This is a genomic window from Streptomyces sp. NPDC052064 (assembly GCF_055585925.1).
This window is the reverse complement of sequence record NZ_JBVJJE010000013.1, coordinates 86365-108410: the sequence shown is the minus strand read 5'-3', so window position 1 is coordinate 108410 and position 22046 is coordinate 86365. Positions and strand designations below refer to the sequence as shown.

13 protein-coding genes are annotated in these 22046 nt (G+C 70.9%); 2 read left to right on the top strand and 11 right to left on the bottom strand.

Annotated features, from left to right (window positions below; genetic code table 11):
- Positions 1-6: 6 nt before the first annotated feature.
- The 10 genes from ACZ6TU_RS31200 to ACZ6TU_RS31155 all read right to left on the bottom strand — a co-directional run bounded on the left by ACZ6TU_RS31200 (position 7) and on the right by ACZ6TU_RS31155 (position 19643).
- On the bottom strand, positions 7-1230 hold the full coding sequence (locus tag ACZ6TU_RS31200) for an arginine deiminase (protein WP_467669144.1): 1224 nt from the start codon (positions 1228-1230) through the stop codon (positions 7-9).
- 307 nt (positions 1231-1537) lie between these two features.
- Entirely contained in the window at positions 1538-5068 is a 3531-nt protein-coding gene (locus ACZ6TU_RS31195) for an SAV_2336 N-terminal domain-related protein (RefSeq protein ID WP_469552329.1), read from the bottom strand.
- The gene (locus ACZ6TU_RS31190) at positions 5040-6008 is read right to left on the bottom strand and encodes an AAA family ATPase (protein WP_467669141.1); all 969 of its coding nucleotides are present in this window, start codon (positions 6006-6008) and stop codon (positions 5040-5042) included. Before ACZ6TU_RS31190 ends, ACZ6TU_RS31195 begins: the two co-directional genes overlap by 29 nt.
- Complete coding sequence (locus ACZ6TU_RS31185) at positions 6005-8026, bottom strand: VMAP-C domain-containing protein (protein WP_469552327.1); 2022 nt, start codon at positions 8024-8026, stop codon at positions 6005-6007. Before ACZ6TU_RS31185 ends, ACZ6TU_RS31190 begins: the two co-directional genes overlap by 4 nt.
- Positions 8027-8028: 2 nt before the next feature.
- On the bottom strand, positions 8029-8409 hold the full coding sequence (locus ACZ6TU_RS31180) for a CU044_2847 family protein (protein WP_469552326.1): 381 nt from the start codon (positions 8407-8409) through the stop codon (positions 8029-8031).
- A gap of 118 nt (positions 8410-8527) precedes the next feature.
- Positions 8528-12838, bottom strand: a complete 4311-nt coding sequence (gene fxsT / locus ACZ6TU_RS31175) for an FxSxx-COOH system tetratricopeptide repeat protein (RefSeq protein WP_469552324.1) — start codon at positions 12836-12838, stop codon at positions 8528-8530.
- Positions 12839-13897: an AAA family ATPase gene (locus ACZ6TU_RS31170; protein ID WP_467669131.1), complete on the bottom strand. Its 1059-nt coding sequence runs from the start codon at positions 13895-13897 to the stop codon at positions 12839-12841.
- Positions 13894-15459: a VMAP-C domain-containing protein gene (locus tag ACZ6TU_RS31165; RefSeq protein ID WP_469552323.1), complete on the bottom strand. Its 1566-nt coding sequence runs from the start codon at positions 15457-15459 to the stop codon at positions 13894-13896. The genes ACZ6TU_RS31170 and ACZ6TU_RS31165 overlap by 4 nt, the downstream gene beginning before the upstream one ends.
- Before the next feature lie 147 nt (positions 15460-15606).
- Positions 15607-18183, bottom strand: coding sequence for a polynucleotide kinase-phosphatase (locus tag ACZ6TU_RS31160; RefSeq protein WP_469552321.1), 2577 nt, complete (start codon positions 18181-18183; stop codon positions 15607-15609).
- On the bottom strand, positions 18180-19643 hold the full coding sequence (locus ACZ6TU_RS31155; RefSeq protein ID WP_469552320.1) for a 3' terminal RNA ribose 2'-O-methyltransferase Hen1: 1464 nt from the start codon (positions 19641-19643) through the stop codon (positions 18180-18182). Before ACZ6TU_RS31155 ends, ACZ6TU_RS31160 begins: the two co-directional genes overlap by 4 nt.
- Positions 19644-19805: 162 nt before the next feature.
- On the opposite strand from ACZ6TU_RS31155, the gene ACZ6TU_RS31150 reads away from it, so the two are divergent.
- On the top strand, positions 19806-20615 hold the full coding sequence (locus tag ACZ6TU_RS31150) for an SAM-dependent methyltransferase (protein ID WP_469552318.1): 810 nt from the start codon (positions 19806-19808) through the stop codon (positions 20613-20615).
- Positions 20616-20683: 68 nt separating this feature from the next.
- Here ACZ6TU_RS31150 and ACZ6TU_RS31145 read toward each other — a convergent pair whose 3' ends face one another.
- Positions 20684-21607, bottom strand: coding sequence for an LLM class F420-dependent oxidoreductase (locus ACZ6TU_RS31145; protein ID WP_467669122.1), 924 nt, complete (start codon positions 21605-21607; stop codon positions 20684-20686).
- Between the two features lie 237 nt (positions 21608-21844).
- Between ACZ6TU_RS31145 and ACZ6TU_RS31140 the strand changes: the two genes are divergently transcribed.
- Positions 21845-22018, top strand: coding sequence for a hypothetical protein (locus ACZ6TU_RS31140; RefSeq protein WP_467669120.1), 174 nt, complete (start codon positions 21845-21847; stop codon positions 22016-22018).
- The last annotated feature ends 28 nt before the right edge of the window (positions 22019-22046 follow it).

Here is a 22046-nt window from a genome sequence, read left to right as displayed (position 1 = left end):
GGGTGCTTATACGGCCTCCCGTTCGACCGGGCAGCTCATGCACCGCGGCCCACCCCTCCCCCGCCCCAGCTCACTGCCCGGGATCTCTATCACTTCGATGCCCTGTTTGCGCAGGTGGGTGTTGGTGGTGGCGTTCCGCTCGTAGGCGACCACGACGCCGGGTTCGACGGCCAGGACGTTGCAGCCGTCGTCCCACTGCTCGCGTTCGGCGGCGTGCACGTCCTGGGTGGCGGTCAGCACCCGGATCTCGTTCAGGCCGAGCGCCGCGGCGATCGCGCGGTGCATGTGCTCCGGCGGATGGTCGGTGACCTTGAGCTCCTTCTCGCCGACGCCCGGTTCGATGGTGTACGAGCGCAGCATGCCGAGCCCCGCGTACTGGGTGAAGGTGTCGCCGTCGACCATCGTCATCACGGTGTCGAGATGCATGAAGGCACGCCGCTTGGGCATGTCGAGGGCCACGATCGTCTCGGCGGAACCGGCGGCGAACAGCTTGTGCGCGAGCATCTCGACGGCCTGGGGCGTGGTGCGCTCGCTCATGCCGATGAGCACCGCCCCGTTGCCGATGACGAGGACGTCCCCGCCCTCGATGGTGGACGGATAGTCGGCCTGCCCCTCGGACCAGACGTGGAAGGTCTCGTCGCGGAACAGCGGGTGGTGCCGGTAGATCGCCTCGAAGTGCACGGTCTCGCGCTGCCGGGCCGGCCAGCGCATGGCGTTGATGGAGACGCCGTCGTAGATCCACGCGGAGGTGTCGCGGGTGAAGAGGTGGTTGGGCAGCGGGCCCAGCAGGAAGTCGTCCAGTTCCATGACGTGGAAGCGCACCGAGGTCGGCTCCGGGTGCACATCGAGGAACTCGCGCTTGGTCATGCCGCCGACCAGCAGCTCGGCCAGCTCCGCCGCGGGCAGGTTCTCGAAGGCGGCTCTCAGATGGTCGGTGGCCAGCGGGCCGTACTCCTTCTCGTCGAAGACCCGGTCCAGGACGAGGGCTCTGGCCGCCGGGACCTCCAGGGCCTCGGCCAGCAGGTCACCGAAGAGGTGGACGGTGACGCCCCGGTCGCGCAGCACGTCGGCGAACCCGTCGTGCTCGGCGCGGGCCCTGCGCACCCACAGCACGTCGTCGAAGAGCAGCGAGGTCTTGTTGCTGGGGGTGAGCCTTTTGAGCTCGAGATCGGGCCGGTGCAGGATGACGCGGCGCAGCCGCCCGGCCTCGGAGTGGACGTGGTAAGCCATGCCTCCATCCTGACCGTCCGCTCGCGTCTTCACCCCTCTCCGGAGCGGATCCGCCGGGGCGGGCCGCCGGGCCGCATGCGACCTCCGTCGCTTCGCCGACGGGGTCGTACGGCCCGGGGCGCGTCCGATGACGACAGTGGGGTGGTCCGCGAGCGCAGCCGACCAAGATCAGCTCCATCGGACTCTTCGTCCTGAGGGCCATCGCGGCCCGGCCACTGCTACGCAGGCCACCATGGGCACCCGTGTGGAGCCCTCCCTGCGGAGCGCTTCTCGCCGGCTTGGTCCTGAGGCCGGCGTGGACGGTGCACTACCCGATGCCGGGCGGCCCAGGAGTGCGCCGGCCGCGCTCACCAGGCCGGGCGACAGCCTCGGCCGCCCGTCGCCGCCGCAAGGCCTCGGACAGACCCGCGTTCGCAGCCCAGGCCTCGGCCCAGGCGGCCAGAGCAGACCGGTGCCCCGGTGACCGGAGGAGCAGAGCCGCCCGGTCGACAAGCAGTACTGCGGGAGGCAGGCCGTCCGGCTGCGCCGTCAGCAACAGGGCCAACTCGAAGAGCTGCTCGACAGAGAGGCCGGCGGGCAGGTCGTAACCGTTCAGGTCGTGGGTGAGTGCGTCTCGCAGTCGGGCGGCGGACAGCTCGGCCGATGCGGCCCGCAGCAGGTTCCGTGCCTCATCCTCCTCCGCGGTCGACAGGACGCTGGGAACTGAGGGATCGGGCACAGAGGCGATCTGCGCCAACTCGTCCGCCGCCGTCCCCCCTTCGAAGACGCGCACCACGTCGACCAAGACCTGCTTCCCCTCCGGCACGTCCAATGCGGCACGCACCAGCGTCACCACGTCCTCACGCATCCTGACGCCTCGCAGGTCGATCCGCCGGTCCAACTGGCTGCACAGCACCACGGCGAACTGCGCACGTCCCGACGCGTCCTCAAGCGCTCGCAGTCCGCACAAGAACTCCGTCAGGAGAAGCAGATACTGGCCGCGAGCATGTGCACGCCCCGATCTTCCTGCCTCCGGCCAGGAGACAGCCGGCACACCGGATGAAGCGAGCAGGAGATCCAGTTCCCGTGCAGCCGCGTCTCCTTCCAGGAGCCGGACCACGTCGGCAAGGGCACGGTCCCCACCCTGCACGTCCAATGCGGCACGCACCAGCGTCACCACGTCCTCACGCATCCTGAGGCCCCGCAAGTCGATCCGCCGGTCCAGTTGCTCCCCGAGCACCTCGGCGAACGCTTGCCGCCCCTGGGAATCCTCCATCTGCGCCAGTGTCGGCAAGAACTCCGAGAGGCGACGCAACAGGTCCACGCCCTGCGCCGGTCCGAGGCTCCTCTGGCGCGCGGACTCGATGACCCGGTCCGCGTCCATGCCGCACTGCGCCCAGCCGATCCCGAAACCGGCGCCCGGCCGAACAATGTGACCCTGTACCCGGATCGGCTGCGTGATCTCCCTCTGCAACCGTAGGGCGAGCCCCGCAGCCTCGGCCCTGCCCAGTTCCCCCACGAGGATCACGAACTCGTCGCCGCCCACCCGGGCAACGGTGTTGTCGTCCCTTACGGCGTCGCGCAGCCGGCGAGCGACCTCGATGAGGACGGCGTCGCCTACAGCGCGTCCGTATCCGGTGTTGATGCTCTCGACACCTTTGAGAGCACAGAGGAGCACGGCCAGGCCCCACCCGCCGGCTTCCGGCTCCTGAGGGGGAAGGCGCAGGTGCCTGTGGCCGGGATCGTCGTTCGCCTCCGGATCAGCGCACAGGAGGCCGGAGAGCTGCTCACGGACCGCAGGGCCGTTGCGCACGCCGGTGAGGACGTCGTGTCGGAGACGGTAGGCGGGCGTCAGGTCACGTGCTGCCGTCGCCCATTCCCCGGCCTCACGACGTGTGGTCATCAGCACATGCCCGAGTGCCGCGCCGACCCGGTTCACAAGTCGGTTGACCTCGGGATTCTCCGTGACATGATCGAGGACGAGCAGCCAGCCGGTATGGGACTGCAGCCACGACAGGACGCGCTCGACGGTGACCTGGGAATCAGCGGAGAAGCCCTCCGGCAACACCACCTCCGCGAGACTCGCGATGCCGTTCGCCAGCGTGTCCGCATAGCGCGCGTCCACCCACCACACCAGTGAGTAGTCGCTCAGATGGCGATGGGCGTACTCCAGAGCGATGGTGCTCTTGTCCGAACCCGCCGGCCCACACAACACCGTCGGCACGCGATCCGTCCTCGCCAGGCTCTGAGCGACCCAGACGACGTCGTCCTCGAGTGCGGGCAGCCAGCGAGTGATGCGGCGCGCGGGCAGGTTGTGCACGCCATGGCTCCACGGCGACGGCCTCTCCCACCCGCGCTCGCCCGCACCCTCCCAGGATCTGCCGGTGGGCGCCAGCTCGGCGAGCGGTTCGCCGTCTCTGGGCAGGGTCAGCGTTCCCGTCCGGTCCGCTATGACCGCCGGAAAGTCGGGAGAACGCCCGAGGCGCGGCGTGATGAAGTCACTCACGGCGTCGACCGTGCGCTGCGCCGAACCGGATCGGATCACCGTACGAAGCACACCACGTACGTCCGGCGCGAAGTCGAAGACGTCATGTCCCTCGAGCGGGTCGCCCACATGCATGAGGCCACTCAGCAATACCTCCGCCAGACAGACGGGATTGCTGTCGGGCAGGGCCGCGGCCTGGACGAGCCGCATGACGGGAAGCGTCAGCGGGTCGACGGCCGCCAGGTGGCCGGCCAGTTCGTATGCCTGCGGCGAGGCCGTCGCCCGGAAAGTCCGCACGCGGTCGGCCGCGGTCTGCGAGTCACTGCCGGTGCCGCTCTGGCCGAGGGAGACGGTGCCGGGAGGACGTTCCGCGTCGACTACGCGCAGAGGGGCGACGCCGCCGTGCGACGCGATCAGGTCGGCCCAGGGCCGCAGGCTCGGCTCGCCGAGTTCCAGCACGGGCACGGGGAGCGCGGGCCGGGGGCTCAGGGAGGCCGGAAGCCAGGGGTCGTGGGCGGTGAGCAGGTTGTTCGGAGGTGCCAGACCGGTGGTTCGGACGATCACGGGTTCGGCCGACAGCCCGGTGCCTCTCCACAGCCGAGCGGGGAACAGGTGGATCACGGCGGTCGGCGCTGCGCGAGCCAGGGTGGCCAGATGCTCGTAGGCATCTCCCCTGTGCCAGTGGTCGGCGACCCCGTCGGTCAAGACCAGTACGACGGTTCGGCCGCCGGTGACAGGAGCGGACGCGCCGAGCGGGCTCGTACGCACGGAACGGAAGATGCCCGAACCCGTGAGGGCGTCGGCCAGCTCTCCGACGGTGTCGCGCCACACCCGCATGGACGGACCGTGGTCGACGGCGAGCACGAGGTGGAGCCAACGGTCGGCTGCCGCGCGCAGCACGGCGTCGAGTACTCCGCTGTCGGCGATGACCTCGGCGGTGGCGGTCTCGTCCAGCTCATACCGGTGTTCGGACGGAACCCTGCGCTTCAGCGCTCGCAGCCCCCGCAAGATGCTCAGCGGATGACGCAGGCCCCGGACTCCCGGAATGCGCAGCGGAGCACCGGGAGCGCCGCCGTCACGGGTGCTGGTGAGTGCGTAGACCGGGCGCCGGACCTGACTCGGTGCGGCCTCGGCCGCGTCCCCTTCCGCGTGCTGTGACTGCGGGACGGCGGCGGAGGCGGACCCGGGCGGGAGCACGGTGGCCGGCCCCGCCACGACGGCCTCGGCCCTGCTCGACGGCGTGTGCAGGGCGAGCCACAGGGCGTCGCTGAGCTCCCGGGGCGAAAGGTCCACTCCGGCGCTGCTGAGCACGGCGTGCAGGCGAGTGATCAGGGGCTCGTCCGGCTTACCGGACCCCGCCGCTCCTGAGCTCACGCAGCACCGCCTCCTCAAGGTGCCTCGCCTCGGGCTGAACGCCCTGCTGCAGCAGGTGGACGGCGTGCAACAGCTGGTCGGTGGCGAGGCCGCCGATGCTGCGCCGGCTGGTGAACGTTCGGATGAGCTCCTGCACCCGCGGCCACTGTTCCTCCAGCTGCTGAAGGTCCTGGGCGAAGTGCGCCCGGACGATGCCCTCGAGCTGGTCCGGGTCGGGTTCTGGCAGCTCCAGCCGAACGCAGCGGCGCAGGAAGGCCGCAGGGAATTCACGTTCACCGTTACTGGTGATCACCACGAAGGGGAAATCCTGACAGCGGACGGTACCGTGCCGCACCAGCACCTTCTCCTGCGAGCCCTGCACGTGGACGGCCACCTCGGCCTGTTCCTCGGGCAGACGGGCCAGCTCCGGGATGCTGAACTCGCCCTCCTCCAGGACGAACAGCAGGTCGTTGGGCAGGTCCAGGTCACTCTTGTCGAGTTCGTCGATCAGGAGCAGCCGCGGCCGCCCCTCGTGCCGGGTGGCCAGCGCGGTGCCCAGAGGGCCCAGGCGTACGAAGCTGCCGATGTCGTCGGTGCCGTCCTGCCGCTCCCGCAGTCGGCCGATGGCGTCGTAGCGGTACAGCGCGTCGGTGAGCGTGGCGCGGGTGTTGACCGGCCAGACGAGGACCGGCCCGAGTCCGAGTTCCCTCGCCACGGCGTGCGCGAGCGACGACTTGCCCGTGCCGGGGGTGCCGGTCACCAGGAGGGGGCGGCGCAGGCGCAGGGCGGCGTTGACCACCTCCACCACCTGTTCGTCCCCGATCAGGTACGGCCGCTGCCGCTCGGGCTCACCGTCCGGTCGCGGCCGTCGCCAGGGCGGAGGCTGAGGCAGCGGTACGGAGTCATCGTATGTGCCGCCGTCCCCGCGGAAGAGCCGTTCTTGCGGGCGTCCGCTCTTCACGCGGCGCCTCCTTCCCGCCTCGTCGGATTGGCCAGCCGTGGTAGGAGAGGCGCCCAGCTCGGGTCCTCCCACAGCAGGGCCAGATGAGCACCCATGTGGGTGGTGTCGTGCAGGGCTTCGGCGCGCCGCTGTCTGACCTCTTCCGGCAGGCCGCGCAGCCAGTCCTCGGGTACGACGGCCCGCAGCGCCTCGGCCGTGTCCGGGCCGTGCTCGCCGCGGTGCCACAGGACCACGGGCACCCCGAGGTAACGACACAGGGCCAGCGCGGCGTCGCGCTGTTCCGGCGGACAGCAGGCGATGACACAGGCGATGTCGTCCTGCTTGGTCAGGATGCGGTTCGCCGTGTGCTGGTCCTGCAGCACATAGGGGTCCGCCGCGGCACTCCGCCCGTACTCCCAGCGCGTTTTCCAGATGCCGGGGCGCCTTACGCTCTGCCCACGCAGGACCACCACCCGATCCAGCCCGACGGGCCGCGTCCCCAACGGCCCGGCATCGGTCGGAAGGCGGTCGACGGCCAGTCCGAAGAAGCCCTCCTCGAGCAGGAACTCCACACCGGCCGACTCCTCGTAGTGGTCGAGTGCCTCGACAGCCTTCGAGAGGTCGGCGCAAAGGTCGGCGCGGCTGCGCTCGGTGTCTCCGCCCGTCCACGTCCTGACCGGGTGTCCGTGCGTGTCGTAGAGATGCATGACATACCGGAAGAGCTGTGCGGTGGGCTCGGCCGCCCACAGCCACACCCGCAGCACCGGCCGGGAAGTCCGGGCGGCGGCACGGGATTTTGCGGACCAGCGACACTGTGCCACCGCCTCCGGACTGACACTCAGACGCTCGGTCACCCGGTCCGACCACCGGCGCAGCAGATCTCCGCCCTCACGCCAGGCCGCGGCGATCTCCTCGACCACCAGGAGCACGGGAGGTACGACGCCGGGTTCGCCGACGCGGTCCTCCAGGTCCTCGATCAGCTCGGCGACTGCGGGCCGGCCGGCGTCGGACAGTGAGAAGTGAGGTACGGCGCGGCCGGCGGCCGCGCGAACCTCGTGATAGGTGGCCGTGCCCAGCAGGGACATCAGTTCGTCGTACTCGTCCTGGGTGAGGAGGCGCAGGGGCCCCAGCTTCTCCGCAGCGTCCTGGATCCGCCGCGCGACTTCCTCGTGGCCGGTGAGCTTGCTGAGCAGGGCCGGTATGCCCCGCGGATGGCGCATGACCGAGTCGGCGAGCTCCGCGCAAGTGGCCGGGGGTAAGGGCAGATCGAGGGCGTGGCCGACGCGCTCGGCGCACCGCCGCAGTTCCTGGGCGGGAAGCTTTTCGAGGGCTTCGGTCAGTTCACGGCGCCTGGCTCGGGTCCGGGGGTCGGCCACCTCGGCGACCACGGCCGGGACCACGCCGGTGGCGCGGAGCAGGTTGACCATCTCGGAGGCCCTGATGGCATAGGAGCGGGGGTTGTCGGGTCCGGGTTCCGTACACACCATCAGGCCTGCCACGCAGCCGTTCTCGCGATCCCACAGGGGCGCCCCACTGTGGCCGGGCTGGATCCGCAGCCGGGCGTGGCCCGGGTCCAGGATGTGCCAGGGTCCCATGTCGGCCTGGACGTAGACGTCCACGAGGGAGCGCGGGGCTCCGTTGGCGTACCAGGTCGAGAGCCGTCGGGTGGATGTCTCCCGGATGTGCACATGCTGGATGTCCGATGCTCCTGATTCCACCTTCAGCAGGGCGAGATCGCCCTCCCACCAGTGCTCGTGCTCCAGCTTGGGGGCCAGCCAACCGGCCAGCTCCACGGCGTGCTGCTCGCGTCCGAGGCCGGGGAAGGAGACAGCGACCCGGAGCATGTCCTGCGGCGTCGGTTGCTCAGTAGCCAGTTTGGGTCGTTCGAGAGCCGCGTTGACCACATGGGCGCAGGTCAGCAGATACCCGTCGGCGACCACCACGCCGGCACCCAGGCCTGCCCCCGTCGCCCCCCGGGCGTGCACGGTGACCCACGCCCTGCGGATGGGAGCGTCCGGGTCGTCGTACAGCGGGCGCACAGCTACTCCGTCGGCAGGGGCGCTTCGAGGTTCCACGTCGCGGATACCGTGAGGCTCGCCTCGCCCTTGTTCGCGACGATGCCGAGAGTCAGATCGTTACCGACCTTGATACCCAGGTCGACGGTGAGCTGCTGGGGACGCCGGTCCATGGCGGACACCGTGTCGTGCACGGACTGCAGGACCGGCACCAACGGCTTCAGCACCTGCCGAAGTGCGCCGCGGGCCGCGCGCGATATCCGCCCGTTGTGGTCACCCGCGACGGGTACGAGCGGCGCGGAACCCGGCGTCGTGCCGCCCGCCGTGGAGTCGGCCAGCGGACTGGTAAAGACCTCCAGGAGCACTGCCTGGCCGTCTTCGAAGGTGAACTCGACAAACTCCCCCATGGCCTCAACTATGCCAGCCCGGACGCTTCTTGACTCTCCGTTCGATCAATTACCGCCCAGCTGGGGGACGGCCCGCTGCGACTCGGACCGTCGCGCCCGGGACGCATCCCGGCTGCGGCTACAGCGGGGTCGACGCGATGTCGCACTCGATACGTCGCCGTTGCCGGGCCGCCAGAAGCCAGGGGTGGTCCGCCCGAACGACGGCGGCGAGTCCCTCCACCGCCGTCCGTTGCAGTTCGTCGGCCTCGGCGCCCCGGCCCAGCCCCCGGAGATCGAAGGCGAGGTTGGCCGTGCACGCCAGCCTCAGCGGGTGCCGTTCGCCCGCCGTCTCGGCCAGCAGGCACACGGTGGTCTCGTCCCTGTGGCGTGCCTGGTCGAAGTCCAGTCGCGCGAAGGCCGTGTTGGCCCTGCCGATCGCGACGGTCAGCGCCGTCATGTGGTGGGGCCCCACGGCCCTGTCAAGGCCGCGTGCGACGTCGTCCTCCAGTTCCTGCGCCTTGTCGAGGTAGCCCAGCGCACGCATGGTGGTGGCCAGATTGGCCTGTGCCACCAGAGTGCCCAGGTGGTCTTCCCCCAGGCGCGCGCCGAGGCTGCGTACGGTCCGGGCCGCCAGTTCACGAGACGCACCGAGATCACCGGCAAGGCGTCTGTCGACGGCTGCGTCGATCGCAGCCGAGAGTGCCTCGGGGTGGTCGGGCCCGTAACGGGCCGTGAAGTGCCGCAGCGTCGCTTCGGAGAGCACGGCGGCATCGCGGAGCGCCCCGTCCCGCCGTCGGCAGACCGCGAGGGTGCCGGCAATGCGCAGGGTGAGCGGGTGCTTTTCGCCGAGCGCGGATTGCGCCCGGCGGTGAAGGTTTTCCTGGAGATCGCGGGCGCCGGCGTAGTCGCCGCTCTCCCGCATGTCGAGGGAGACGGCGTTGAGGCTGTCCAGGGTGAGGGCGTCGACAGGACCGAACAGTTGCTCGCGCAGCCGGGCGTTCTCCTGGTCCAGTTCCAGAGCCTCCTCGAACTGCCCGCACAGCCTCAGGTCGGCACCCCAACTGTGGGTGGCCCGCAGCGCGGTGGCATCGTCGGAGCCGAACCGCGATCGCGCCAGCTCGGTGGCCTCCCTGCTGAGATCCCGCGCCTCCCGGAACCGGCCCTGGTGGCGGCGGACGTCGGCCAGTTCGCAGAGGGAGTCGACGATCTCCTCGGGGTCGGCCGCGACCCGACGCGAGACCTCCAGCGCCTGCTCGGCGAGCGGGACGGACTCGGCGATCCGGCCGGTTCGCCGCAGAAGGGAGCCGTAGGTCTTGGTGATGCGAAGCACATCGCGGTTCTCCTCGCCGGAGGCCGCGAGCCAGACGGCCCGGGCCTGTTGCCCGAGCGAGACGGCACCGTCGTGGTCACCACGGTGGTCGAGGAACAGCACGGTCTCGTGAACAAGGGCCCGCACCCGCGTGTCGGTGCTGGTCACCGCTCGCGAGGTGAGCAAGTGGGGCAGCAGTGACCAGTACGCGGGCCACTCCTGCGGCGAGGTGTGGTGCCCGGGCCCGGCCGCCGCCAGCACATGGTGGGCGGTCGCGCGTATCCGCTCGCGTTGTTCGGGAGCGAGCCCGGCCGACAGCACGGTCCGCAGGAGCCGGTGCAGTCGCAGGGTGTCGGCACGGTGGTCGACCCTGACCAGCGACAACTCGCTGAGTGCGCGGACAGCTCGGGCCAGTTCGACCGGGTCGCCCGGCAGCGGTTCGCTTCCCTGCTTACCGTCGGCTGTTCGTCCCGCACGCAGAATGGGACGCGGGATCGGTTCGGAACCCATGCTCGCGCAGACTTCGAGCAGGCGGCGCGCGTCCGGACTGAGTTCCTGGAGGCGATCCAGCGAGATGCCCCAGGCCGCGGCCAGCGGGACCGGGCAAGCGGCGGTCACGTCTGGTGTGCCGACGGTCGGGCTGCGCCTGTCGAGCAGTTGCAGGTACTCGTCGGTCGGCATTGCGGTGACCGCATGCCAGGCGCCCGCCTGCTCAACGGCGAGGGGCAGGTCGTCCAGGGCGTGGGCGAGCCTGTCGGCGTCCCCGGCCGAAAGAGCGGGCGAAAGCTTCCGGAGCAGTGCGACCGACTCCTCGCGCTCGAAGACACTCACCTCCATCGGGACGGCCGCCGACTCCCACGCGCGGTTGCGGGACGTGACGACGATCTTCCCAGGCCCGCCCGTCGGCAGGTGACGGCGTACCGCCTCGACGTCCTCGGCGTTGTCGAAGACCAGCAGCCACCTGTCGTACGGTGTGCCGCTGCGCAGTGCCCGGAGGACGGCGAACGCGGCCGATCCGACGGGGAGGGGGTTGGTGTCGTGGCCGAGACCCAGCGGTCCGGCAAGGCTCGCGAGGGTTGCCAGGAGGAGGCTTCGCCGCTCGGCGGGGATCCAGCAGATCAGGTCGTAGTCGTGCGCATGCCGGTAAACGTACTCGAGCGCCAGCTCGGACGTGCCAACGGCGCCGGAACGATGGCGCACTTGGGGAAGCAGACATACGGTGCCCTGCTCCGCGAGCATCGCCGCCAGCGTCCGGAGGTGCGCCGAGCGGCCCACGAACCCGTTGTTCCGCGCAGGGACGTTCACCATGACGGCAGGTGATCCCTGCGGCTCGGCCTCGCTGCTCACCGCGGTCTCCGCGGTGTCACCGGTCGCGTCGGAGGGTTCTCGGATCGCGCCCGTGAGGAGATCTCCGAGGGGTGCTGGACCGTCGACCGCCTCCCCGGTCGTCGACACGGCATGGGAGGTGACGGAGATACCGGCGACTGCGATCCGGCGAGCCCTTTCCGAGTACGGTCCTCCCAGCGCCCGCATCACCGCCAGTTCGGTCTGCCGCCACGCTCGGGCGCTCGGGTCGGGCAGCGCGACTCCTGCCGGGTCGCGAAGGGCGGCACGCAGGGCGACGCCGTGCGCCCCTGCCGCCGGAAGCTCCCCGAGGATGCTGATGACCGTGGCCAGTTGCCTGCGCGTCGTCGTTGCGAGAAGCGCTTCCCGGACACCATCGGCGAAGTCGGGGGGTCTCGTACCGGTGTCGTCCCAGTCGATCAAACCCCCCATCAGGATCTCGGCGAGGTGCTCGGCCCCGGTGTGCGGCATCGTTCGGCTGCGCAGTTGCTGAATGAGGTCGAACTCGAACGGGGCCGCTGCGAGGTGGGTGGCGAGCCGGCGGGCGGCCGGCGTGGCCAGTGTGAAGAAGCGGCGCACGGCCGCTGCTGCGGCGCTGGGTCGCTGCGGGGCACGCAGCCCCGGTGCGGGCCTTCCGGCGCGCAGCGAGCCGGCGAGCACGGCGGGAAGCTGGCGGCGTACGCCGCGCCCGCCGACGACCAACTCGGACCACGCGGTGAGCGAACCGGGCTTCAAGGACAGCACGGGAACGGCCATCGCTCCATCTGCCTCGGGCAGGGGCCGCATCGGGTCCGGGCCAGCGGGCGGTGGTGCGAGCGAAAGACCATGGTTGGCGGCGCCGAAGCCCGCTGCCTCCAGTACCACGGCATGGGGGTAGAGCGAGGAGCGGTGCCGCAGATGGGGAGGCAGCAGGTGGACCAGGGCTGTGGGTCCTGCCCCGCCGAGGCGCTGGAGCAGGTGGTCGGCGGCCGGGGCGGCCCAGCCGTGTCCGAGACCGTCGGTGACGACGAGGAAGAGCCGGTCCCGTCTGCCGTTGAGGACCTCTCCCAGGTCCGCGGTGCTCGGTGTCGCGCTCCGGCGCAGCGTCGGTGCGGCCGCACCGGCGCGGGGCAGGTGCACCTGCGTGGTGAGTACGGAGCGGAAGGCACCGCTGTGCTCGGCTGCGGTCCGCAGGGCGGCCGTCTCCTCCCGCCAGATGGCCATCGTGGGACCGCTGTCGACGAGGACGACCAGGTCGAACGCCTTGGCATCGCCTGGCCTGAACCACGGCATCCAGAGTTCATCGGCAGCCATGCGTTCGGCGGTGAGTTCCTCGTCGAGCAAGGGTGTGTCGAAGGACGGAACCCGTCGGCCGAGCCGGTGCAGCGCGCGGGCCAGCCGCGTCGCGCGTGCCGCCTGTCCGGGTACGTGGGGCCGGGCCCGGGGCAGAACCGGTGGCCCCAGGTGGAACTGGCGGGGTCCTTCCGGGTCGGGGGCCGGCAGGGTCAGCTCGGCGAAGGCACGCGGTTCGTCGCCGGTGGTCTCGTGCCGCACGTCTGGGGGGCCGGCAGGGAACGCCGGTGCCCCGTCCTCCTCCGGCCGGTCGTCGTCGGCCGGGGCGGACGCCCCCGGGGCGGGGCGCCCGGTACGGGTCCAGTAGGCGGCCAGCCAGACGGCGTCGGCCACCTCCTGCCAGCGCGGAGCCTCGTGCGGCTGGTCCTCGGCGTCGGGCGGCGGCTGGTGCGGCGCCCGCTCGGGATCCGTGGGACCCGCGGGGTCTTCGTATCCGGGCGCACGCTCGCGTGGACCACCATTCATTCAGCGGCCCTTCGACAGGTCGCGCAGCAGCATTTCCACGAGCAGACGTCCCGGCCCATCGGCCTGGAACGCACCCGCCGTTGTCAGGTGGACGGCGTTGAGAAGCTGGTCCAGCGAGTGCGTTCCGCCCGCAGCGACCCGTTGGGCGAAGATATCGACCAGGGATTCAGTGCCGGAGGGAAGTGCCTTCAAGTGGCTTTCCACTATGGCGAGCAGTTGGTCTCGAGTAGGGACTCGCATCTCCAGCGGCAGACAGCGCCTGCGGAAGGCCGGCGGGAACTCGCGTTCCCCGTTGCTGGTGATCACCACGATGGGGAACTCCCGGCAAACCACCCGCCCGTGGCGCACCACCGCGTACAGCCCGGGATCGCTGGTGTGCACACGCGCGCTGTCCTGCGTGTCCCGGACGAGCTCCGGAATCTCGTAACTGCCGTTCTCCAGAACGTGCAGCAGGTCGTTGGGCAGGTCGATGTCGCTCTTGTCGAGTTCGTCGACGAGCAGGACGCGTGGGCGTTCATACGGCAGCAACGCGGTCCCGAGAGGACCCAAGGTGATGAAGTCACCCAAAGCGGGTAGTGGTTGCTCGTCGCCGCTCTCCCTGCCGTCGAGTGCCGGAGAGGACTGCAGGCCGGCCCGCCAGGCAGCGATGGCCTGCGCACGGCCCAGCGCGTCGTGCGCGTACAGGCCGTCGCGCAGTGTGGTGCGGCTGACGATGTTCCACTCCAGTACCCGCCCCAGGCCCATCTCGCGGGAGATGAGGTAGGCGAGCGTGGACTTGCCGACGCCGGGCGGGCCCGTGAGGAGAAGGGGGCGGCGCAGCAGCAGGGCCGCGTTGACGATGTCGATGCTCTCCTCGTCGAGTTGGGGCACGGGCTCCACGTACCCGAGGCGGCGGCGTGCGGACTCCTCGTCGTCAGGGGGTGCGGGAAGGGCCGGGCCGCCGCTGAACCTGCGCCAGGGCGGTGCCTCCGGGAGTGGGCGGGGCAGCCCGTCGGGAGCGGTGCCGGTGGCGCGGAACACACGCCAGGCCGGCTCGTTCACCGGTGTCGTCCCGCTCATAACCCACTCTCCTCGCTGTCATTGATGTCCCGGGCGGCCGCGCCCGCATCGGTTTCCTGGATGTCGACGAGACGGTTGGGATCGTCCCAGAGAACAGCGATATGACGGCCCAGCGATACCGCACCGCGGTCATGGACCACAGCGTTTCTCCGGAGCAGGTGGATGGCCACGGGGATCTGCGCGGGCGTCGGCACGGCGGCGAAGACCGCCGACACCACTTCGCGACGTTCCTCCGCGAACACGCCTCTGCGGTCCCAGACCGCCAGCCCGATACCTTCTGCAACGGCGGCTTTCAGGGCCTCCAGGGCGGAGGCCTCGGTCGGGGCGTCGAGCACCACGGCCGTACGTCCGGCTTCCCCTGCGAGCTCCGTCTGCCACGCGTCGAGCCGCTGCACGTCCGTCCCGCTCCAGTCGTGCACACTGACGCCCCGCTCCCACAGGGCGCGCCAGCGTTCCCGCCACCGTTTTCGAACCAGTGGGTCGTCCGTACGCATCCGCTCCAGACTGCGTAGGTGAACCCCGTACTTCAGTCCGAGCGGCAGCGGCCAGTCGTGTCCGGAGCGGAGCGGCAACCCCGCCACATCATGGTTGAGCAGGTCGTACGGAAGGACGAACTCGATGTACGGCGGCGGCTGCTTGCGTCCGCTCCTGTCCGGCTCGCGCGGCGCGGTCCAGAGCCTGTCGGCCTGTCGGAGGGCCTCTTGGACGGCCGCTCCCAGGCCGTCGAGGGTGGTGGTGGCGGGCTCGGCGGGCTGCGGGTCCCAGTGACCGGGCGCGGCGTTGAGCCAGGACCGTACGACGATGTCCTGTGATCCGTCCCGGGATGGCTCCACGGCGACGATCAGGCAGCACGGGATGGTGGGGTCATGTGCCCGGCGAGCACGCGCGGCGCGGCGACGGACCAGGGCATCGGCCAGACCGGCGCGTGCTGCCCAGCCGTCCGCCCATTCGGTCAGGGCTGTGCGGTGAGCCGCCCCGGCGGCAAGCCCTGCGGCCAGGTCGAGCAGGAGGACGGCGGGAGGCAGGCCGTCCGGCTGCGCGTTCCACTCCAGGACGTGCAGGAAAAGCTGTTCAGGACTGAGACCAGTAGGGAGGTGGAGACCGTTGAGTTCCTCGACGAGATCGTCTCGCAGCCGGCCGGCGGGCACCTCTCCTTTGCCGGTCAGCAGGGCGCGGGCACTCTCCTCTTCTGCGACCGTGAGCGGGCCGAGCACGAGCCCGAGGATTCCGGGCGGAGCCACCCGGGCGAGCAGCTGGTCAAGCTGGTCAACCGACACGGCGCCTTCGAAGATTCCGACCACTTGCGCGAGTACGCGCTCCCCGCCCGCGACGGCCAGCGCCGCACGCACCATGACCGCCACGTCTTCGCGGAGTCGGACGCCGCGCACATCGACGTGACGGCCGAGCTGGTCTCCGAGCACCATGGCAAATTGCAACCGGTCCTGGGCGTTCTCCATGCAGCCCAGCTCGCAGAGGGCTTCGGTCAGCTGTAACAGCGGTTCCAGACCTAGCGCACGCCCGGATTCGTCCGTGGACCCACCGAACTGGGCGCCTGTCTCCACCGACCTTCCCCTATGAGCCGGTTCACCTGTATGGCCGAGCAGCGAAGCTAGCACGGCCACCAGACGTTCGCCAGGGATCAGTGAGTGCGACCGGCGGGAAGTCCGGTCGAGCGCCCTTCTGGTGGGACACTCGACCGGAACTGATCGCTACAGCCTCGGATCCACCGGCTCCGACTCCAGCGCCAGCACCCCGAACACCGCCTCGTGCACCCGCCACAGCGGCTCGCCCCCGGCCAGCCGGTCCAGGGCCTCCAGACCGAGCGCGTACTCGCGGATCGCCAGGGACCGCTTGTGGTTGAGGAACCGCGAGCGCAGGCGGGCCAGGTTCTCCGGGCGGGTGTACTCGGGGCCGTAGATGATCCGCAGGTACTCACGGCCGCGGCACTTGATGCCGGGCTGCACCAGGCGGCCCTGCGCGTCGCGGACCAGTGCGCCGACCGGCTTGACGACCATGCCCTCGCCGCCGCGGCCGGTCATCTCCAGCCACCAGTCGACACCGGCCCGGACGGACTCGGGGTCGCCCGTGTCGACGTACAGCCGCCGGGTGGTCTGGAGCAGGCCGCTGCCGTCGTGCTCGACGAGCCGGTCGAGCAGGGCGAGCTGCTCGTCGTGCGGCAGTCCGGCGAGGCTGCGGCCCTGGACGGCGAGGATCTGGAACGGTGCCAGGCGGACGCCGTCCAGGCCGTCCGTGGTCCAGCAGTAGCGGCGGTACGCCTCGGTGAACGCTGCGGCGTCGGCGGACCGTTCGCGGGTGCGGTCCAGCAGCCCGGTCACGTCCACGCCGCGTGCCGCCGCGCCCTGGAGCGCCGCCAGCGCTCCCGGGAGCACCGCTCCGGACGCGGCACCCACGGCGGCGTACTGCGACCGCAGCAGACCGGAAGCCTTCAGCGACCAGGGCATCAGCTCGGCGTCGAGCAGCAGCCAGTCGGTCTCCAGGTGGTCCCAGAGACCGGCCTCGCCGATCGCCGTGCGCACCCGGTCGAGGATCTCCTCGGTGAGGGCGTCGTCGTCGAGGAACGGGCGGCCGGTGCGGGTGTAGAGGGACCCGGTGGGGCCTCCCCCACTCCCGGCTGCGCTCGAGCGGGAGGTGCCCCCGACACCGAAGCGCTTGCGAGCCGCCTCCGCGTCCCGGCACACCAGTGCCACCGCACGCGAGCCCATGTGCTTCTCCTCGCACACGACCCGCGCGACACCGTCCGCCGCGTACTGCGCGAAGGCCTCGGCCGGGTGCTCCAGGTAGCCGTCGAGGTGACTCGTGGCCGTCGGGGCCATCGTCGGCGGGAGGTACGGCAGCAGCCTCGGGTCCACCGCGAAGCGGCTCATGACCTCCAGGGCCGCCGCCGCGTTCTCCTCGCGGATCGAGATCCGGCCCTGGTGCCGGGTCTCCACGACCCGGCGGCCGTGCACGTCCGCCAGGTCCAGCGGGCGGCCGTCCTGCCCGCCGGGGGCCTCCGCGCGCAGCGGCTTCGCCGGCTCGTACCAGACCCGCTCGGCCGGTACGTCGACCAGCTCGCGCTCCGGCCAGCGCAGCGCGGTGAGCTTGCCGCCGAAGACGGCGCCGGTGTCCAGGCAGATGGTGTTGTTGAGCCAGGTGGCGTCCGGGACCGGGGTGTGGCCGTAGACGACGGCCGCCCGGCCGCGGTACTCCTCCGCCCACGGGTAGCGCACCGGCAGGCCGAACTCGTCGGTCTCCCCGGTCGTGTCGCCGTACAGGGCATGGCTGCGGACCCGGCCGGAGGTGCGGCCGTGGTACCTCTCGGGCAGCCCGGCGTGGCATACGACCAGCCGGCCGCCGTCGAGGACGTAGTGGCTGACCAGGCCGTCGATGAACTCCCGTACCTCGGCGGCGAACTCCTCGCTCTCGCCCGCCATCTGCTCGATGGTCTCGGCGAGGCCGTGGGTCTGCTGGACCTTGCGGCCGCGCAGGTACCGGCCGTACTTGTTCTCGTGGTTGCCGGGCACGCACAGGGCGTTGCCGGACTTCACCATCGCCATCACGCGGCGCAGTACGCCCGGGCTGTCGGGGCCGCGGTCGACCAGGTCGCCGACGAAGACGGCGGTCCGGCCCTCGGGGTGGACTCCGTCCGTGTAGCCCAGCTTGCCGAGCAGGGACTCCAGTTCGGCGGAGCAGCCGTGGATGTCGCCGATGATGTCGAAGGGGCCGGTGAGGTGGGTCAGGTCGTTGAAGCGTTTCTCGGTGACGACGGTGGCGTGCTCGACGTCCTCCACGCCGCGCAGGACGTGCACCTTGCGGAAGCCCTCGCGCTCCAGGTGCCTGAGGGAGCGGCGGAGTTCGCGGGTGTGGCGCTGGATGACCCGGCGGGGCATGTCCGCGCGGTCGGTGCGGGCCGCGTTGCGCTCGGCGCACACGTCCTCGGGCACGTCGAGCACGATGGCTATCGGCAGGACGTCGTACTTCCTGGCCAGCTCGACCAGCTGACGGCGGGCGTCGGGCTGCACGCTGGTCGCGTCCACGACGGTGCGGCGGCCCGCGGCGAGGCGCTTGCCCGCGATGTAGTGCAGGACGTCGAAGGCGTCCTTGGTGGCGCTCTGATCGTTCTCGTCGTCCGAGACGAGACCGCGGCAGAAGTCGGACGAGATGATCTCGGTCGGCTTGAAGTGCCTGCGGGCGAACGTGGACTTGCCGGAGCCGGAGGCGCCGACGAGGACCACCAGGGAGAGGTCGGTGACGGGCAGGACGCGCCCCTCGCGTACGTCGGTCATGCCGCCTTCGCCTCCTTCGGGGTGGTCATTGTGAACACGGCCATCTGGGTGGGCGGTCCCACCTCCGGGTCGTCGGGGCCGACAGGTATGAACTCGGCTCCGTATCCGTGCCGTTCGGCCACCGCCTCCGCCCAGGCCCGGAACTCCGAGCGGGTCCACTCGAAGCGGTGGTCGCCGTGCCGGACGTGGCCGGCCGGGAGGCTCTCCCAGCGCACGTTGTACTCGACGTTCGGGGTCGTCACGAGGACCGTCCTGGGCCGTGCGGCGCCGAACACGGCGTACTCCAGGGCGGGCAGCCGGGGCAGGTCGAGGTGCTCGATCACCTCGCTGAGCACGGCGGCGTCGTACCCCTTGATCCGGTGGTCGGTGTACGCGAGCGAGCCCTGGAGGAGCTTGACGCGCGCGGCCTGCCGCTCGCCCATGCGGTCCAGCTTCAGCCGCCGGGCGGCGATGGTGAGCGCGCGCATCGACACGTCAAGACCCACGATCTCCGTGAACGCCGGGTCCTTGAGCAGCGCCTGCACCAACTGGCCCTGGCCGCAGCCGAGATCGAGCACCCGGGCCGCCCCGGAGGCCTTGAGGGCGGCGGTGATCGCCTCCCGGCGCTGCACGGCCAGCGGGGTCGGCCGCTCCTCGGTCTCGGTCTCCGCCTCGACCGCGTTGTCGATCTCCTCGACCTCGCTGTCGTCCGCTTCGGCCAGCCGCACCAGCTCCAGCCGCTCCGTCGCCTGCCGGGTCAGCGACCAGCGGCGCGAGAGGTAGCGGCTGGTGATCAGCTTCTGCTCCGGGTGGCCGGGCAGCCAGCCCTCGCCGGCGCGCAGCAGCTTGTCGACCTCGTCGGAGGCGACCCAGTAGTGCTTGGCGTCGTCCAGGACCGGGAGCAGGACGTAGAGGTGGCGCAGGGCCTCGGCGAGGGTGCGGTCCGCGGACTCCAGTTCGAGCCGGACGTAGCGCGAGTCGCCCCACTGCGGGAACTCGGTGTCCAGCGGCACGGGCTCGGCGGTGACCGTCCAGCCCAGCGGCTCGAAGAGCTTTCGCACGAGGTCGGGGCCGCCACGGGCGGGCAGGGCGGGCACCTCGATGCGCAACGGCCGCGGCACGTCGGGCAGCTCCGGCCTGGCGTTGCAGACGCCCTTCATCGCGCTGGAGAACACACTGCTCAGCGCCACGGCGAGGAGGGAGGAGGCGGCGTACGGGCGGTCGTTGACGTACTGCGCGAGTGCCGCGTCCGGGGCGCCGCCCCGGCCCTTGCCCTTGCCGCGCCGGACCAGGGCCACCGCGTCGACCTCCAGCAGCAGCGCCGCCGTGCAGCGCTCGGCGTCCGCCTCGGGGTAGACGACGTGGGCCGTGCCGTAGGACGTGGAGAACGCCTGCGCCTTCTCGGGATGCTTGTGCAGCAGGAAGCCGAGCTCGGTGGCGGGGCGCTCCGGGGCGCCGGTGGTCGTGATGGTCAGAAACACGGTGGGTCGACCTTTGATCAGTGGCCTGAACTGCGGATACGCCCCACCGTACAGAGCCGGTACCGGCAGCACCCGGGAATTTTCGCTAGCCTCCCGATCGACCGGGCGTTCGAGGGGGATTCAGGAAGAGCGCCCACGCACGCGGAGATGCGGAGGCCTCACGTGAAAGACGCCGGGACCAGCGCGGGACAGATCGACACCGGCAAACCCCACTCGGCACGCATGTACGACTACTACCTCGGCGGCAAGGACAACTATCCGGTCGACGCGGAAGCGGCCGAGGAGGTGATATCCCTCTTCCCCGCCGCCAGGGAAATGGCCCGCACCAACCGCATGTTCATGCACCGCGCCTCCCGGCTGCTGGCCGAGCGAGGCGTCCGGCAGTTCCTCGACATCGGCACCGGCATACCGACCGAGCCGAACCTCCACCAGATCGTCCAGGGGATCGTCCCGCAGGCCCGGGTGGTGTACGCGGACAACGATCCGATCGTCCTCCGGCACGCCCAGGCCCTGCTGCACAGCACAGGGGAAGGAGAGACCGCCTACGTCCACGGCGACGTACGAGAACCGGGAAAGATCATCGCGGCGGCACGGGAGACCCTCGACTTCACCCAGCCGATCGCGCTGTCCCTCGTGGCCCTGCTGCATCTGGTGGGTGACGAGGACGAGCCCGGCCGGATCGTCCGCGAGTTGCTCGAACCCCTGCCGTCCGGAAGCTACTTGACCCTCTCCCACGCGACGGGCGACTTCGACCCGGAGACCTGGGAGCGGGTCGTCGAGGTGTACCGCAAGGGCGGGACGACGGCGCAGGTGCGCACCCGCGATGAGTTCACGGCGTTCTTCACGGGCCTTGAGCTGGTGGATCCCGGCGTGGCACTCGCCGCTCGGTGGCACCCCGAACTCGGTGAACAGCGCGGAGGCGACGGGGGCGAAGAGATGCCCCTCTATGTGGCGGTCGGCCGCAAGCCGTGAGGGACGGCTGTCCGGCGGATCGCGCCCAACGCCCGATCCGCCGGACGGTCGTCCTGCCGTGCCCGGCCTTACGACAGCTGGGACTGCACCTGCGAGGAGATCAGCTCCAGGTGGTCGAGGTCGTCCAGGTCGAGGATCTGGAGGTAGACGCGGCTCGCGCCGACCTCGGCGTAGCGGCCGATCTTGTCGACGACCTCGGCCGGGGAGCCCGCCAGGCCGTTGAGCTTCAGTTCGTCGGGCCGGCGGCCGATCGCGGCGGCCCTGCGGGCGACCTCCTGGTCGTCCCGGCCGACGCAGACGACGAGGGCGTTGGAGTAGGTCAGGTCGTCACCGCTGCGGCCGGCCGCCTCGGCGGCGGCGCGGACCCGGCCGAACTGACGCTCACTGTCCTCGACCGAGCCGAAGGGGATGTTGAACTCGTCGGCGTACTTGGCGGCCAGCCGCGGGGTGCGGGTGGCACCGTGGCCGCCGACGAGCACGGGGATCTTCTCCTGCGCGGGCTTGGGCAGCGCGGGAGAGTCCGTGAGGTCGTAGTAGGTGCCGTGGAAGTCGTAGGTCTTGCCGAGATCCGTCGACCACAGGCCGGTGACGATCTCCAGCTGTTCCTCGAGGCGGGCGAACTTCTCCTTGGGGAACGGGATGCCGTAGGCCTTGTGCTCCTCCTCGAACCAACCGGTGCCGAGACCGAGTTCGACGCGGCCGCCGGACATCTGGTCGACCTGCGCGACCTGGATGGCGAGCACGCCGGGGAGCCGGAAGGTGCCGGCGGTCATCAGGGTGCCGAGCCGGATGCGCTTGGTCTCGCGGGCGAGTCCGGCCAGGGTGATCCAGGCGTCGGTGGGGCCGGGCAGGCCGTCCACGGAGCCCATGCGGAGGTAGTGGTCGGAACGGAAGAATGCGTCGAAGCCGAGCTCTTCCGTGGCCTTGGCCACGGTGAGCAGAGTGTCGTAGGTGGCCCCCTGCTGGGGCTCGGTGAAGATGCGAAGATCCATGCTTCCATCCTGCACGCCGGGATGGGGGACGACGAGATCGGTCCCCGTCCCCGCCGGGTCCCCGGTCGGGTGAAATTACGTCCATACCGCAGGTCATGCGTGACCGGGCCAGTGACCGGCCCCGTTGATGATCGTTGGCTCGGGCGGAGCCGGAGCCCCCGGCTTCCGCACCGGCCGTGAGCGCCGGGGCGTCACCCGCGTCGGCCTCCCCGGGGGCCAGGGGCCGAGGAGGCCGTCATGTCCGAAGAGACCGTGCCGCAGCAGGGCGGGACCGGGCAGCCGAAAGGGCTGTTGCAGCAGATGGAGGAGCTGATGGCGGCGTTGAACGCGGACCTGTCGGCGCTGGACGCGGATCTTCAGGCGGCGGGGGACGCCGACCGGAGGCTGGGCGAGGAGAAGCAGGTCGGCTGAGCTCTGCTCCCGGGAGCGGGCCGGGGCC

What these genes read in the sequence shown, in the direction of transcription:
- ACZ6TU_RS31200 (WP_467669144.1), bottom strand. Translation starts at nt 1,230, where the DNA reads ATGGCTTACCACGTCCACTCCGAGGCCGGGCGGCTGCGCCGCGTCATC.
- ACZ6TU_RS31180 (WP_469552326.1), bottom strand. Translation starts at nt 8,409, where the DNA reads ATGGGGGAGTTTGTCGAGTTCACCTTCGAAGACGGCCAGGCAGTGCTC.
- fxsT (WP_469552324.1), bottom strand. Translation starts at nt 12,838, where the DNA reads ATGAATGGTGGTCCACGCGAGCGTGCGCCCGGATACGAAGACCCCGCG.
- ACZ6TU_RS31170 (WP_467669131.1), bottom strand. Translation starts at nt 13,897, where the DNA reads ATGAGCGGGACGACACCGGTGAACGAGCCGGCCTGGCGTGTGTTCCGC.
- ACZ6TU_RS31160 (WP_469552321.1), bottom strand. Translation starts at nt 18,183, where the DNA reads ATGACCGACGTACGCGAGGGGCGCGTCCTGCCCGTCACCGACCTCTCC.
- ACZ6TU_RS31145 (WP_467669122.1), bottom strand. Translation starts at nt 21,607, where the DNA reads ATGGATCTTCGCATCTTCACCGAGCCCCAGCAGGGGGCCACCTACGAC.
- ACZ6TU_RS31140 (WP_467669120.1), top strand. Translation starts at nt 21,845, where the DNA reads ATGTCCGAAGAGACCGTGCCGCAGCAGGGCGGGACCGGGCAGCCGAAA.